14 protein-coding genes are annotated in these 15,202 nt (G+C 41.8%); 11 read left to right on the top strand and 3 right to left on the bottom strand.

Annotated features, from left to right (window positions below):
• Nucleotides 1-175 precede the first annotated feature (175 nt).
• The gene (gene spo0A / locus N1I87_RS06365) at nt 176-964 is read left to right on the top strand and encodes a sporulation transcription factor Spo0A (protein ID WP_270583233.1); all 789 of its coding nucleotides are present in this window, start codon (nt 176-178) and stop codon (nt 962-964) included.
• 176 nt (nt 965-1,140) lie between these two features.
• Nucleotides 1,141-1,884: a glycerophosphodiester phosphodiesterase gene (locus N1I87_RS06370; protein WP_341101077.1), complete on the top strand. Its 744-nt coding sequence runs from the start codon at nt 1,141-1,143 to the stop codon at nt 1,882-1,884.
• Between the two features lie 180 nt (nt 1,885-2,064).
• On the opposite strand, the gene N1I87_RS06375 is transcribed toward N1I87_RS06370, so the two are convergent.
• A complete protein-coding gene (locus N1I87_RS06375) occupies nt 2,065-2,301 on the bottom strand; it encodes a DUF2627 domain-containing protein (RefSeq protein WP_003355280.1) in 237 nt (78 codons plus the stop codon).
• Between the two features lie 120 nt (nt 2,302-2,421).
• Between N1I87_RS06375 and N1I87_RS06380 the strand changes: the two genes are divergently transcribed.
• The 6 genes from N1I87_RS06380 (at nt 2,422) to N1I87_RS06405 (ending at nt 10,937) form a co-directional block, all read left to right on the top strand.
• Nucleotides 2,422-4,476 carry a sigma 54-interacting transcriptional regulator gene (locus tag N1I87_RS06380; RefSeq protein WP_341101078.1) on the top strand — a complete coding sequence of 685 codons (2,055 nt, stop codon included), beginning with the start codon at nt 2,422-2,424 and terminating at the stop codon, nt 4,474-4,476.
• A gap of 375 nt (nt 4,477-4,851) precedes the next feature.
• Nucleotides 4,852-5,949 carry a branched-chain amino acid dehydrogenase gene (bcd, locus tag N1I87_RS06385; protein ID WP_270583153.1) on the top strand — a complete coding sequence of 366 codons (1,098 nt, stop codon included), beginning with the start codon at nt 4,852-4,854 and terminating at the stop codon, nt 5,947-5,949.
• A gap of 125 nt (nt 5,950-6,074) precedes the next feature.
• Nucleotides 6,075-7,499, top strand: coding sequence for a dihydrolipoyl dehydrogenase (lpdA, locus tag N1I87_RS06390; protein ID WP_341101079.1), 1,425 nt, complete (start codon nt 6,075-6,077; stop codon nt 7,497-7,499).
• 26 nt (nt 7,500-7,525) lie between these two features.
• Complete coding sequence (locus N1I87_RS06395; RefSeq protein WP_003355275.1) at nt 7,526-8,524, top strand: thiamine pyrophosphate-dependent dehydrogenase E1 component subunit alpha; 999 nt, start codon at nt 7,526-7,528, stop codon at nt 8,522-8,524.
• Nucleotides 8,525-8,536: 12 nt separating this feature from the next.
• Nucleotides 8,537-9,520, top strand: a complete 984-nt coding sequence (locus tag N1I87_RS06400) for an alpha-ketoacid dehydrogenase subunit beta (RefSeq protein WP_003355273.1) — start codon at nt 8,537-8,539, stop codon at nt 9,518-9,520.
• A gap of 133 nt (nt 9,521-9,653) precedes the next feature.
• The gene (locus tag N1I87_RS06405; RefSeq protein WP_341101081.1) at nt 9,654-10,937 is read left to right on the top strand and encodes a dihydrolipoamide acetyltransferase family protein; all 1,284 of its coding nucleotides are present in this window, start codon (nt 9,654-9,656) and stop codon (nt 10,935-10,937) included.
• A 156-nt stretch (nt 10,938-11,093) separates the two neighbouring features.
• Here N1I87_RS06405 and N1I87_RS06410 read toward each other — a convergent pair whose 3' ends face one another.
• Entirely contained in the window at nt 11,094-11,954 is an 861-nt protein-coding gene (locus N1I87_RS06410) for a DUF1002 domain-containing protein (protein WP_048623650.1), read from the bottom strand.
• Between the two features lie 596 nt (nt 11,955-12,550).
• Here N1I87_RS06410 and N1I87_RS06415 point away from each other — a divergent pair.
• The 3 genes from N1I87_RS06415 (at nt 12,551) to N1I87_RS06425 (ending at nt 14,901) form a co-directional block, all read left to right on the top strand.
• Nucleotides 12,551-12,988 (top strand): BrxA/BrxB family bacilliredoxin, encoded by a 438-nt coding sequence (locus N1I87_RS06415; protein ID WP_003355270.1) that lies wholly within the window; start codon nt 12,551-12,553, stop codon nt 12,986-12,988.
• 290 nt (nt 12,989-13,278) lie between these two features.
• Complete coding sequence (locus tag N1I87_RS06420) at nt 13,279-14,271, top strand: aromatic acid exporter family protein (RefSeq protein WP_341097371.1); 993 nt, start codon at nt 13,279-13,281, stop codon at nt 14,269-14,271.
• Between the two features lie 129 nt (nt 14,272-14,400).
• Nucleotides 14,401-14,901, top strand: coding sequence for a L,D-transpeptidase (locus N1I87_RS06425; RefSeq protein WP_371836614.1), 501 nt, complete (start codon nt 14,401-14,403; stop codon nt 14,899-14,901).
• 56 nt (nt 14,902-14,957) lie between these two features.
• On the opposite strand, the gene prli42 is transcribed toward N1I87_RS06425, so the two are convergent.
• The gene (gene prli42, locus N1I87_RS06430) at nt 14,958-15,053 is read right to left on the bottom strand and encodes a stressosome-associated protein Prli42 (RefSeq protein ID WP_003355267.1); all 96 of its coding nucleotides are present in this window, start codon (nt 15,051-15,053) and stop codon (nt 14,958-14,960) included.
• Between the last annotated feature and the right edge of the window lie 149 nt (nt 15,054-15,202).

Consider the following 15,202-nt stretch of genomic DNA (forward strand, 5'->3'; position numbering starts at 1 on the left):
CCAGATGGAGCAATCCACCTGGTTTTTTCTTTCCGAAAACGAAAACTGCTAAAATCTTCATTAAAAATTTGAAAACTTAAAGGATTTTTTTTGGATTTGTCGAAAAAATAATTCAGAGAATGAATATAATGAGAAATATAAAAGAGAGAAATCAGGATTGAGGAGGAAACCTGTAGTGAAAAAAATAAAAGTGGCTGTTGTTGACGATAATCGCGAATTGGTGAATTTGTTGGTAGACGCTATTTCTTCTCAAGAAGATATGGAAGTAGCGGGGGTTGCTTACAATGGACATGATTGCTTGGAAATGCTCCCAAGAACGGCTCCCGATGTGTTAATATTGGATATTATCATGCCTCATTTTGATGGATTGGCTGTACTGGAAAGTATCAGGGAGAATCCTTTGGAGAAAACGCCGAATGTCATTATGCTAACAGCTTTTGGACAAGAAGATGTGACGAAAAAAGCTGTTGAATTAGGAGCTTCTTATTTTATTTTAAAGCCTTTTGATATGGAGAATTTGATCAGCCATATTCGTCAAGTAAGCGGAGCAGCACCATCGATTCTAAAAAAATCCACTCATTTTTCCCGAATGGCCTCCGAGCAAAAGCCGAAAAATTTAGATGCAAGCATTACGAGCATTATTCATGAAATTGGTGTGCCGGCTCATATTAAGGGCTATTTATATTTGCGCGAAGCTATCGCAATGGTGTACAATGACATTGAACTGTTGGGATCCATTACCAAAATCCTGTATCCGGATATCGCTAAGAAATACAATACGACCGCAAGCCGAGTGGAGCGGGCGATCCGTCATGCCATCGAAGTTGCTTGGAGCCGTGGAAATATTGAATCCATTTCTTCTTTATTTGGTTATACGGTGAGCATGTCGAAAGCAAAACCTACGAACAGTGAGTTTATCGCGATGGTAGCCGATAAGCTGAGATTGGAGCATAAAGCTTCTTAAATATCGTTTGGACGATCATTTTAACGATCGTGGCAATGTCTGATCCATTTTTACTCGGCGTTAAAGACTTCTTTCATTTTTATGTATGAACATTCTTTTTTGGTCAAATGGTAAGCCTCTGAAAGAATGTTCTTTTTTGTTTCAAAGGAAAAATGGATAAAGGGGATGAGTGGTTCGTGACTCTCATATTTGCCCATAGAGGGTTTTCCAGCATTGAGCCGGAAAATACGATGTCGGCTTTTCAAGAAGCGGAAAAATGCGGTGCTGATGGAATCGAATTAGATGTGCAATTGACAAAAGACGGCGAAGTAGTGGTTATTCATGATGAAAAGGTGGATCGTACCACCAATGGAAAAGGGTATGTAAAAGATTACACGTTGAGCGAACTGCAGCAATTGAACGCACACTATATTTTTAAAAAACAGAACGAAAAAGTGCGAATTCCAACGTTAAAAGAAGTGTTTGACTGGTTGGCCGGAAATCATTTGATTTGCAATGTAGAAATAAAAAGCCACGAATTTCAGCAATTCCATTTAGAGGAAAAAGTCATTGCATTCATCCGCCGCTATGGATTTGAAAAACGAGTGATTCTTTCTTCTTTTAATCATTACTCGATCGTTCATTGTTATCGGCTGGCGCCCGATGTGGAAACGGCCCTTTTGTATTCCTACGGGATTTATTTACCGTGGGTCTATGCGAAAGGATTACATGCAAGAGCCATTCATCCCCATTATCAGACATTAACGGAAGAAATCGTTCAAATGTCCCGTCAAAATGGAATTAAAGTACGTCCTTATACCGTTAACCTTGAGAAAGACATGAAACGCCTTTTCGCGATGGGGTGTGACGCCATTATCACGGACGAACCGAAGAAAGCACTCCGGCTGCGGCAAAGTGATGGCCAATCGTTTTCATCATAAAAAGAACGACAATGTGGATATTTTATGTACTCAATGGAAATGGATTAGATCAGTTAAATGAAACGGCTTCGAGGGAAACATTCCCTTGAAGCCGCTAATCTTGTTTGTGGACAATCTTTTCAAGCAAAATCCATTTTGCGAACACGAAGAGCAAGATGGTCATTCATGAATCCATTCTTTTTATCTTTTTTGGAATCTTTTTTGTACTTTGTTTCTTTTGCGGTCGCGGTAAAAAACAAAACCCCCTACAAACGAAAGCCCGGCTCCAAACAGTAAAAAGCCGATAAGAAATTGCAGCCATAAAGAAAGAAAGGGCGGGTGTAGAATACCGAATACCGTATCTCTCATCCACTTTATTCCCAGACCCGCGAGAAGCGCGGGGATGACCAATATTAATAGCGCAAAAATACGAGCCATGACTTTCTCCCCTTTTTTTCCGTATGACCAAATAGTATCCAACTTTTCAAAATTGTCAAGCGGATATTTTCCATTAAAATGTAAAAGATGAAAAAACTCTCAAAGCGTGGTGAAGCGACATTGCAAAAGGTGTTAATTGTCGGTGCAGGAAGAGGCGGAATGACGATCTTAAAATTTCTTCAGGAAACAGCGCTGTTTCAAATAGCGGCCATTGTCGATATCCATGAGAATGCTCCGGGCATGAAATTGGCCAGAAAGATGGGGATACGGACAGAATCCGATTGGAAGCTGCTTTTAACAGATGAAATCGGAATGGCTGTCGAAGTGACAGGGGATGAAAAGGTATTTCAAGAGATGAAAGAAGTGTGCGGAAAGCAAACGGTCTTGATTCCCGGCAATATCGCCCATATGATGGCTCGTCTGTTGCAAGAAAAAGAATCGCTCATTCTCCAGCTGAAAAATGAACAAAATAAGCATAATGTCATTTTTGATTCCACAGATGAAGGAATGGTCGGAATTGATCTTCGCGAAAAAATTATTCTCTATAATAAAAGCGCGGAACGAATCATCGGAATCAAAAAAGAACAAGCGATAGGCACTCCCGTACGGCAAATCATCCCCACAAGCCGGCTTCCTCGTATATTAAGGACAAAAAAAGCGGAAGTCAATCAAGAACAAGTATTGGCGAACGGCTTGAAAATTATTACGACGCGAATACCGATGATGGACGAAAATCAAAATATGATGGGAGCGTTCGCCGTCTTTCGGGATATTACGGAAGTACTGAACCTCGCCGAAGAGATCACCAATTTAAAAGAAGTTCAAACCATGCTCGAAGCGATTATCCATTCAAGCGACGATGCCATTTCCGTAGTGGATGAAAAAGGAAGAGGCATTTTAATCAATCCTGCCTACACAAGAATCACGGGTTTAACGGAAGAACAGGTGATCGGAAAACCGGCCAATGCGGACATATCCGAAGGGGAAAGCGTCCATATGGAGGTATTGGAGAAACGTAAACCGGTTCGAGGAGTGAAAATGAAGGTTGGTCCGAAACGGAAAGAAGTGGTGGTGAATGTAGCGCCTATTATTGTCAATGGCACACTGAAAGGAAGCGTCGGTGTGATCCATGATGTTTCAGAAATACAGGCGTTGACTCAAGAATTGAATCGGGCTAGACAAATTATTCGTACGTTGGAAGCGAAATATACGTTTGAAGACATAGTGGGTGAATCAGAAGAAATCAAATTCGCGATTGAACAGGCCAAGCTAGGTGCGAATACCCCTGCTACCGTACTATTAAGAGGGGAGTCGGGCACAGGAAAGGAATTGTTTGCTCACGCTATACATAATGCCAGTGATCGCCGCTACAATAAATTTGTCCGCGTGAATTGCGCTGCGATATCGGATACGTTGTTGGAAAGTGAATTATTTGGTTACGAAGAAGGGGCTTTTTCCGGTGCGAAAAGAGGGGGCAAGATTGGACTGTTTGAAGAAGCAAATAACGGCAGCATTTTTCTGGATGAAGTTGGAGAATTGAGCCCGAATACACAAGCCAAATTATTAAGAGTTCTTCAAGAACAGGAAATTGTTCGTGTAGGCGGCACAAAACCTATTCCCATTAATGTTCGGGTGATTGCCGCAACAAACGTTTCTTTAGAAAAAGGCATTGCGGAAGGAACATTCAGGGAAGATTTATATTATCGTTTAAATCGAATGCCCATTCAAATCCCTCCTTTGCGCCGAAGGAAGACGGATATTCCATTGCTTTGCCGATACTTGCTGGCAAAAATCAACCAGGATTACGGACGAAATGTGGAAAGAATTTCTTCGGAAGCAATGAAAAAGTTAATGGATTATGACTGGCCAGGGAATGTAAGAGAACTAGAAAACGTATTGGGAAGAGCTGTGATTTTTATGAATTATCATGAGACGATGATGGATGTCGATCATTTATTCTTTTTGCAATCCCAGCCAAAAGAATATCCTCTTGAATCCCCGATTCATGGCTTAAAAAAAGGGACAACCCTATCTTCTTTGATGGATGAATATGAAAAAAACATTATTCAAGAAACGCTTATGCAGACGGGAGGAAACAAAACCGAAGCTGCGAAAAGGTTAGGAATTTCCATTCGTAATTTGTATTACAAAATTGCAAAGTACAAACTGCAATAATTTGCATGCAAATGATGACACTTTTGCAAGAAACGGCAAAATCAAGGGGAAAGGACGACTGGAAAAACGATTTTTTCTTATTGGCATCCATTTTGCATGACAATGAATGAAGAAAGTTAGGAATCGTCTTTCTTTTTTGCGCTCATTCAGACAGTAAAAAATGGAATTAACCATGAGCGATGCTACGATTTCGGTGATTCGTACGATATCCTTTGTCGGATCTTATTCTCGATCACTATTGTTTATGCGCATACGAGCAATGGAATGATAGTCAGGAAATCCTGCATTCCCATGTAGGGACGACAAAGACGACAAGTAGTATGTTTTTGTCCTTTAGTTTATAATGGATTCAGTATCATGAGGGAGGAATAGAGAATGGAAATATTTCGCTATATGGAAAAATACGATTATGAGCAGCTATTGTTTTGCCAAGATCAAAATTCAGGTCTAAAAGCTATTATTGCCATACATGACACGACGTTGGGACCTGCCCTCGGCGGAACGAGAATGTGGACTTATGAATCGGAAGAAGCGGCAATCGAAGACGCCCTTCGATTGGCAAGAGGCATGACATATAAAAATGCAGCAGCAGGATTGAATTTGGGCGGAGGAAAAACCGTCATTATTGGCGATCCTCATAAAGATAAAAATGAAGAAATGTTTCGTGCGCTCGGACGATTTATTCAAGGTTTAAACGGGCGTTACATTACCGCGGAAGATGTCGGCACAACGGTAGCGGATATGGATATCATTCACGAAGAGACCGATTTTGTCACCGGCATTTCACCTGCTTTCGGGTCTTCAGGAAACCCCTCTCCCGTTACAGCGTACGGCTGTTATGTCGGAATGAAGGCAGCGGCAAAAGAAGCATTTGGATCAGACTCATTAGAGGGATTAACCATAGCGGTGCAAGGAGCAGGAAATGTTGCTTATCATTTATGCAAATATCTTCATGAAGAACGGGCGCGTTTGATTGTAACGGATATTCATAAAGAACCGGTTCAACGCATTGTTCAAGAGTTTGGGGCGGAAGCGGTTGATCCAAATGACATCTATTCTGTAGAAGCGGACATCTTTTCACCTTGCGCCCTTGGTGCCATTCTGAACGATGAAACCATTCCGCAATTGAAAGCGAAAGTCATCGCTGGTTCTGCCAATAATCAACTAAAAGAGGCGAAACACGGGGATATGTTATATGAAATGGGCATTGTTTATGCTCCGGATTATGTGATTAATGCCGGTGGAGTAATCAATGTTGCCGATGAACTTTACGGCTACAACCGCGAACGCGCATTAAAAAAAGTAGAACAAATTTATCAAAACATTGAAAAGGTATTCGAAATTTCTAAAAGAGACGGGATTCCGACTTATATTGCGGCCGACCGTATGGCAGAAGAAAGAATTGAAAAAATCCGCCATTCTCGGAGCCAATTTTTAACCAACAGCAAACATATACTCAATCGCCGTCGCTAAGAGATTTAAAAAGGCAGCCATATGGGCAGAATTTGTAACAACCATAATCCATAACGGAAAAAATCGATCCTTTCTATAGAACGTGAATCAGCGGCCAATTTGGTTTTGATAAGGAGGATTTCCTGATGGCAAAAGAATATGACATCGTGATTTTAGGAGGAGGGACGGGTGGATACGTAGCAGCCATACGGGCTTCCCAACTTGGATTGAAGACCGCGGTTGTCGAAAAAGAAAAACTTGGAGGCACTTGCCTTCATAAAGGATGTATTCCAAGCAAATCCCTTTTGAGAAGCGCGGAAGTTTTTGCGCAAACAAAAAACGGTGAAGAATATGGCATACTTGCCAAAGAAATTAAACTCGATTTTCAAAAAGTACAAATACGAAAGCAACGGATTGTGGATCAGCTGCATCGTGGTGTTCAACAGTTAATGAAAAAAGGAAAAATTGATCTGTATCATGGGGTCGGACGGATTTTAGGCCCTTCCATTTTTGCTCCGGTTGCCGGGACGATTTCCGTTGAAATGAACAATGGGAATGAAAACGAGATTTTGATTCCTAAACATGTCATCATCGCTACTGGTTCACGGCCAAAGACGTTGAATGGTTTGGAAATCGATGGGGACTTTATTTTGTCTTCCAACGAAGCATTGGAGTTATCCAATGTTCCGTCCTCCGTTTTGATTGTTGGTGGAGGGGCGATTGGGATAGAATGGGCCTCGATGCTAAAGGACTTTGGATCGGATGTCACGATCATCGAATATGCCAACCGTCTTCTTCCATCTGAAGATCACGATATTTCAAGAGAATTGGAAATAAGGCTGAAGAAAAAAGGAATCCAAATTGTAACAAATGCCAAAATTCTCACGGATACGGTTCAAAAAGAAAAGACAACGGCTACGGTCCAAGTAGAAGTAAACGGGGAACGACTGGCGTATTCAGCTGAAAAAATTCTGGTTTGCGTTGGCCGTCAAGCGAATATTGAAGATATCGGTTTGGAAAACACCGATATTCAAGTGAATCAGGGGGTCATTCAAGTCAACGATTATTTTCAAACAAAAGAACGCCATATTTATGCGATTGGGGACGTCATTGGAGGATTGCAATTGGCTCACGTGGCTTCCCGTGAAGGAATGATTGCAGTCGAGCATATTGCAGGCTTGAATCCTGAACCGCTTGACTATTCGCTTGTTCCGAAATGCATTTATTCATCCCCTGAAATCGCCAGTGTTGGCTGGACGGAACAAGAAGCAAAGGAAAAAGGACTGAATTTGAAAATTGGAAAATTTCCGTTCCGAGCTGTTGGAAAAGCGCTTGTTTACGGACAGTCCGATGGATTTGTCAAGTTGATTGTCGATCGGGACACGGATGACGTATTAGGAGTTCATATGATTGGACCGCATGTGACCGATATGATATCCGAAGCCGGATTGGCGCGCTTTTTAGATGCTGCTTCTTGGGAAGTGGCTCATGCCATTCATCCGCATCCGACTTTGAGTGAAGCGTTGGGAGAGGCAGCCTTTTCCGTTGATGGAAAGGCGATACATCTGTGATGAAGAGAAGGAATGGAGGGTTTCAAATGGTTCAAAACCGACATAAGGAATTGGGCCTTAGCGACGATAGAGTTTTAGAGATGTATAAAACGATGCTTATGGCTCGTAAGATAGATGAACGTATGTGGCTTCTGAATCGTTCAGGAAAGATTCCGTTTGTCGTTTCTTGCCAAGGACATGAAGCAGCCCAAGTGGGAGCAGCCTTTGCGCTTGATGCAAAAAAAGATTATGTACTCCCTTATTACAGAGGTGTAGGGATTGTACTGTCCTTTGGAATGACGGCGAAAGATTTAATGCTTTCGGGTTTTGCGAAAGCGGAAGATCCAAATTCAGGGGGCCGACAAATGCCGGGGCATTTCAGCCAAAAGAAGCTGCACATTGTCACCGGATCCTCTCCGGTCACCACGCAAGTGCCTCATGCAGTCGGCATTGCACTGGCGGGAAAAATGGAGAAAAAAGATTTAGTAGCGTTAGCAACGTTCGGCGAAGGTTCATCCAATCAAGGCGACTTTCATGAAGCGGCTAATTTTGCGGGCGTTCATAAGCTTCCAGTTATTTTTATGTGCGAAAATAATCAATATGCGATTTCTGTTCCGCTAGAAAAACAGCTTGCCTGCGAAAGAGTGTCCGATCGAGCCGTCGGTTATGGAATGCCGGGCTATACGGTGAACGGCATGGATCCGCTCGAAGTTTACAAGGTGGTAAAAGAAGCTGCGGACCGTGCCCGCAAAGGAGAAGGTCCGACCTTAATTGAAGCATTGACCTATCGGTTGACGCCGCATTCTTCAGATGACGATGACCGCAGCTATCGTTCTCCGGATGAGGTGGCGGAAGCGAAAACAAAAGATCCGATTATCGTTTTTGGCGCTTATTTAAAAGAAGCAGGTGTCATGGATGACCAGCTTGAAAAGGAAATCCATAACGAAGTAATGGAGATCGTGAATGAAGCAACGGAGTATGCGGAGCAAGCACCATATGCTTTGCCGGAAGACGCACTGAAATATGTCTATAAGGAATCATTGTAAGGGGGATTCAACATGCCTGTCATTTCCTATATTGAGGCTGTGACCATGGCGATACGCGAGGAGATGGAACGAGATCCTCGTGTATTCGTGCTTGGAGAAGATGTCGGCAAAAAGGGCGGAGTATTCAAAGCGACCCAAGGATTATTTGAACAATTTGGGGGAGAACGAGTAATCGATACCCCGTTGGCTGAATCGGCGATAGCCGGTGTAGGAATTGGAGCGGCCCTTTATGGGATGCGGCCCATTGCCGAAATGCAATTTGCTGATTTTATTTTGCCCGCTGTCAACCAAATTATTTCGGAAGCGGCTAAGATTCGCTATCGCTCGAACAATGATTGGAATTGTCCGCTTGTGATAAGAGCTCCATACGGTGGAGGAGTTCATGGCGCTCTTTACCATTCTCAATCGATGGAAGCCGTTTTTGCCAACCAGCCGGGTTTAAAAATTGTGATGCCTTCCACTCCTTATGATGTGAAAGGTCTGTTGAAAGCGGCTGTTCGCGACGATGATCCCGTTTTATTTTTTGAACATAAGCGGGCCTATCGGCTGATCAAAGGAGAAGTGCCTGAAGAGGATTATGTGCTTCCAATCGGAAAAGCGGATGTAAAACGAGAAGGAGATGATGTGACCGTTATAACGTACGGTTTATGTGTTCATTTCGCTCTTCAGGCCGCAGAAAGACTCGCGAAGGATGGAATCGAAACGTATATATTGGATTTACGAACTGTTTATCCTCTTGATAAAGAAGCGATTATAGAAGCAGCCAAAAAAACAGGAAAAGTGCTGCTTGTTACAGAAGATACGAAAGAAGGAAGCATCATGAGTGAAGTATCGGCCATCATTGCAGAGCATTGTTTATTTGATCTTGACGCTCCTATTAAGCGGCTCGCAGGACCTGATATTCCGGCAATGCCTTATGCCCCTACCATGGAAAAATTCTTTATGGTAACTCCTGAAAAAGTGGAAAACGCCATAAGAGATTTAGCTGAGTTTTAACCGCACTTTCTTTAGAACCCTTTTTCGGAAGGGCCGACATAATGCAAATCTTATCTTTTTGGAGTCTATTACACGTCTATTTTGAGTGAGTCGCATGGTTTAAGGAGCAATGAAGATACAAGGAGTGGTTACGATGGCACGGGAAAAAATGACGATGCCGCAGCTAGGCGAAAGTGTGACGGAAGGAACCATTAGCCGGTGGCTAGTAAAACCGGGTGATCATGTCAAAAAATACGATCCGATTGCGGAAGTTTTAACCGATAAAGTAAACGCTGAAGTCCCTTCTTCTTTTACCGGCACAGTCGTTGAACTTGCTGCCGATGAAGGTGAAACGCTCGAAGTGGGGAAAGTGATCTGTGTCATTGAGACAGAAGAAGAACGTTCGACACAGAAAGAAACAACAGAGCAAGAAGTGCCGGCAGCCGGAATGACAATGAAACAGAAGGCGGTGGTTTCGGAGGCAAAGACCCGTTTCTCTCCGGCTGTATTAAAGCTTTCACAAGAGTATGGGATTGATTTATCAAAAGTTCCAGGCACCGGAAAAGGGGGGCGTATTACCAGAAAAGATGTATGGAAATGGATTGAATCGCATCATCATTCGAAAACTTCTGGGGAAGCACCTGCAACTGTTCATTCGGATGCTGTGGAAGAACGACCATTGAATGATCCTGAAAAGAACGACGTGAAAAAGCACTTGCATTTGTCCGGAGCTCACGGTGATTTGGAAATACCGGTGACAGGAGTGCGCAAAGCCATTGCCCAACATATGGTTCGAAGCAAACAAGAAATCCCTCATGCTTGGACCATGATGGAAGTCGACGTTACCAATCTTGTTCAGTACCGCGATTCTATCAAAGAAGAATTTAAAGAGAGGGAAGGTTTTAATTTAACGTATTTTGCCTTTTTTGTAAAAGCAACAGCTCAAGCCTTGAAAGAATATCCGCAAATGAATTCGATATGGGCAGGGGATAAAATCATTCAGAAAAAAGATATTAACATTTCGATCGCTGTAGCGACGGATGATGCGCTGTATGTACCTGTCATAAAGCATGCAGATGAAAAAACGATCAAGGGCATCGCAAGGGAGATTCATGAATTGGCTGTGAAGGCCCGTAACGGCAGCTTAAAGCAAGAAGATGTGGAAGGCGGCACGTTTACCGTTAATAACACAGGTTCCTTTGGTTCCGTGCAATCCATGGGAATTATCAATTATCCGCAAGCCGCCATTTTGCAGGTGGAATCGATCGTCAAGAGACTCATGGTAATGGATAACGGAATGATTGCGGTTCGCGATATGGTCAATCTTTGCCTCTCTATCGATCATCGAATACTGGATGGGCTTATTGCCGGGCGTTTTTTGCAAAGGGTGAAACAAATTCTCGAAAATATTTCCAAAGAGAATACACAGATTCATTGATCATTATCTCGAATCAAATACCTTTATCTTTCAAGATTTTAATCAAAAAATGATTTCTATCAAGTAAAAGGCCAGACTCAAAAAAACAGGGCTGGTTCCTCCTATCCACGATAAGGAGGAATCAGCCCTTTCATAATGGGTCGGCCTTTTTAGAGATTATTTAAAAAGGCTTGCAATGGAGTTAACGATCGATTGCAAAAAGTCGATGATCGATTGGAGGAAGCTTTTTCCTTCGTCCGAATTTTTAAATTCATTCCATTTCTCTTTTGCTTTTTCAATTTGAGAATTGACTGCATTCCAGTTGATGTTTAAGTTTTTCATTTTGTCAAACAAAGAGACAAGCTGATCCTTTTGATCCGGTGTCAAGGAAATATTTAATTCATTGGCAACGTTATTGACGATCACTTGAATATCTTCTTTTGTTTGAGGATGTTGTTTAGCGATTTCTTCTTTGATTTTTTCGATTAATTGTGTGGCATCGTTTTTCCCGATATCATCGGCTAGTTTGGCGGTTGTCACCATTTCTTGGTTGGCCACTTGCTTTTGTGCTTCCGGAATTTGTTTGCCTGTTGTGGATTCATAGGCTTTAATGATTCCGGTAAGCGCAGCCGTTCCGGATACGTCAAAAGGTGCCGTGATATAAATATCGGCGTCTTTTACACCAGCCGTTGTCAACGCGTTCATGTACATTTCTTTCGATACCCACGTGATATGATTGGTTTGCACTTTCAGGCCATATCCACTTTCTTTAGTGGTAATTTTGCTGGAAGAAATGGCTTTCGTACCAATTTGCGAATTGGGAATATAGTTTCCCAAATATTTATGTTCTTCGGCGTTCGTAACTGTGATCGTATTGACATCACCGGATACGCCCATTTCATTTAAAACTTGCTCTTTTTGCTGAGGGGTTAAATCCGCTCCGAGAGTAACGGTTGTTTCGCCCGTAATGCTGTCAGCCTGCACAGACATGGTGAAACCCAATGTAAAGATGGCAAGCAACAAAAATAATTTTTTCATAAAATCCTCTCCTGTACAATTTACCTTTCGTTTTGGAATACAATGAGACTTCAGCTACGCTAAAGCAGTCGCTGAATGTTCATGGCGGAAGGTTGATTTTGACAGATTTGATCAAACCCGGGATTCCGCCGGCATCGTCCTTTCTCTCACCTTTCGCTTTTAATCGGATCAGCGAGGGAAAAGGACTTTTCTAATTCTTTATTTTAATCGAAATACAAATGGTTCTACAACTTTTTCTGTGATCCGTATTTCAAGTTGTTACTTTCGTCCTTTGCAGGAAATGATTTCTATAATGAAATAAGCAGGTATTTGTATGCGTATATTCATGAATGGAAAAACGATCGTCTTTTTTCGAAAAGAAGATGCCAAAGACTTACACATTGGCCCAATGAAGATCAGAAAAAACTTTGCCGGCTAAAAAAGGAGCGCCGTAGATCGACGCCCCGATGATTAGGGAGTTTAGGGTATGGATCTCGTTGTATCATGATTTTACCCTAATTTTTGATGGATAAACCTTTTATCGTACCATAAAAAATTTGAAAATTAAGGTAAATTCCTTTATGATAGGTACATGATACGGAAAGGAGGAACGTTCCATGAGCATGAATTTTAACATTTTTATGAATGATGTCGTGAATCAGTCTCGTAAAGAAATTGTCGACGCTGGTTATAGAGAACTTAGAACTCCGGAAGAAGTGGATGAAGCGTTGCAGAAGAAAGGCACGACTCTTGTGATGGTGAATTCGGTTTGCGGCTGCGCCGGGGGAATTGCACGTCCTGCTGCCGCTTATGCGATCCACTACGATAAACGTCCGGATCAGCTTGTTACAGTTTTTGCCGGACAGGATAAAGAAGCAACAGCGAAAGCTCGCAGTTATTTTACCGGCTATCCACCTTCTTCTCCATCTTTTGCACTTTTAAAAGACGGGAAACTGGTTGCCATGGTTGAACGACATGAGATTGAAGGACATGAGCCTATGGATGTTGTTCAAAAATTGCAAGCGGCTTTTGATCAATATTGCGACGAAGTGTAAGAAGTGTAAGATGGCAGCGATTTCGTTCTGCGATCACAACGTTTAAACGAAAAACGTGCCAAGGATGGAACAGAAAAATCCATGTCCGATAGATCCACTTTCATGCTGGCTCAACAAGGTCAGCCCTTTCAAATGGGAGATTTTTTTATTCTGCATTTGAAAAGGCTTTTTGAGGCTCCTTGTGATCCAGCTTTTTTATTGATTATCCGGTCCAAAGTGTGATCTTGCTTGAAAACAAAGAAAGGGTTGAGCATACTAGAGGAGAAAATAATGGATTTGAGGTTATGGATATGTTTCGAATCGGTTATCGAACGATCAAAACAGCGGTAGGTACAACATTGGCGATCATGATTTCGCAATGGCTTCACTTGCATAATTTTGTCTCTGCCGGGATCATTACAATATTATGTATCAAAAATACGAAAGTGAAATCATTTGAGGCAGCATGGACGCGTTTTTTCGCTTGTGTGCTGGCGATGATTTTTTCTGCTTGTTTCTTTGAAGGAATTGCTTTTCATCCAGTTGTGATTGGTCTCATGCTATTGTTTTTTATTCCAACAACCGTAAAGTTAAAAGTAACAGAAGGCATTGTTACAAGCAGTGTCATTATTCTTCACATTTATTCAGCCGGTCATGTCACCCTTTCTTTGTTGTTGAATGAGCTGTGCCTCATTGTTGTCGGCATCGGCATTGCTTTATTGATGAACCTTTATATGCCCAGTGCAGATGAAACGTTGTATCGCTACCAGGAAGAAATTGAAAAGAACTTCCGGAGGATTTTTGAGGAAGTGATTTCGTATTTACGCAGTCATAAAAATGATTGGGATGGAAAAGAAATAACGGAAACGGCGCGTCTGTTGAAAGAAGCAAAATCACTCGCTTTAAAAGATGCAGAAAATCATCCAACAAGAGAAGAAAACTTATTTTATCACTATTTTGTCATTCGTGAAAAACAATTTGAAATACTCGAACGATTGTTGCCGATTTTAACGTTTGTCTCCTACCAAACAAAACAATCCCACATGGTTGCCGATTTTTTGGAAGAGTTAAAAGACAATATTCATCCTGGAAATACAGCTCATTTTTATTTGAAAAAACTATACGATTTGAAGGTGGAATTTGAAAGAATGGAGTTGCCTAAAACAAGGGAGGAATTTGAAACAAGAGCGGCTCTTTTTCAATTTGTCCGAGAAATGGAACAATACTTGATCATCAAAAGTTCGTTTAAGGGTTTAAAACGAAAGGCGAATAAAAACAGCCAAAAATCCGCAACATACTCTTAAATAAACCCATCCCGGCAAGCAAAGATTGCGCTGGGGTGTTTTAGCAACATTTGATTTTCCGTTTCCCGACTGTTTTTCCATTCAAGCATCTAACGGTCGGTGAAGCGGGAAAGAAAAGTGGTGATCAAGTTGAAAAAACTTTGGTTAATTCTATTCATATTCGCTTTTTTGTTTCCGAATTCGACCTTTGCACAAGGCTCTCCTCTTATTGTCATCAATAAAAAAACAAATGAATTAGCATTTTATAACCATGGCAAGCTGCAAATGAGGGAAAAAGTGGCCACTGGAAAAACGAATGAACTGACACCGGAAGGGCTGTTCACTGTAACGGTCAAAGCGAAAAATCCTTTCTATCGGAAGAAAAATATTCCCGGCGGGCATCCAAATAACCCGCTTGGAACGAGGTGGATCGGATTTAATGCCAAAAATACCGGCGGCCGGATCTATGGTGTCCACGGAACTAATAATCCATCTTCCATCGGGCACTATATTTCCAACGGCTGCATTCGTATGAACAATCAGGCGATTGAAAGATTGTATGAAAATGTTCCCATTGGAACGAAAATCAAGGTGGTCACATCCACACAATCGTTAGACCAGATAGCCAGGCAGTACGGTGCCATTCATTAGGAAAATAACCAAAATGAAAAGCAATCGGCTTTCCAGCTGATTGCTTTTTTTCGTTTTTACAAAAACATTGTAAGCCCGGCGAGGACTGTTGTGGCAATCATTGCCAATAACATGATATAGACAACGACTTTTTGGAATTTCTTATTTCTCATGATCTCCTCTCCTTCAATTCCGCTGTCTTTATATTATCGATTTTTCCAGTTGTCATCAACATGATCCTATAGAGGGATGGGTAAGATTTTTTGAAAAAAGAGTTTTTAAAAATTATATCGAATATTGGAATGAAAAAATACTTGAACGT

Source organism: Bacillus sp. FSL W8-0102 (assembly GCF_038007225.1).
GTDB classification, from domain to species: domain Bacteria; phylum Bacillota; class Bacilli; order Bacillales; family DSM-4216; genus Bacillus_O; species Bacillus_O smithii.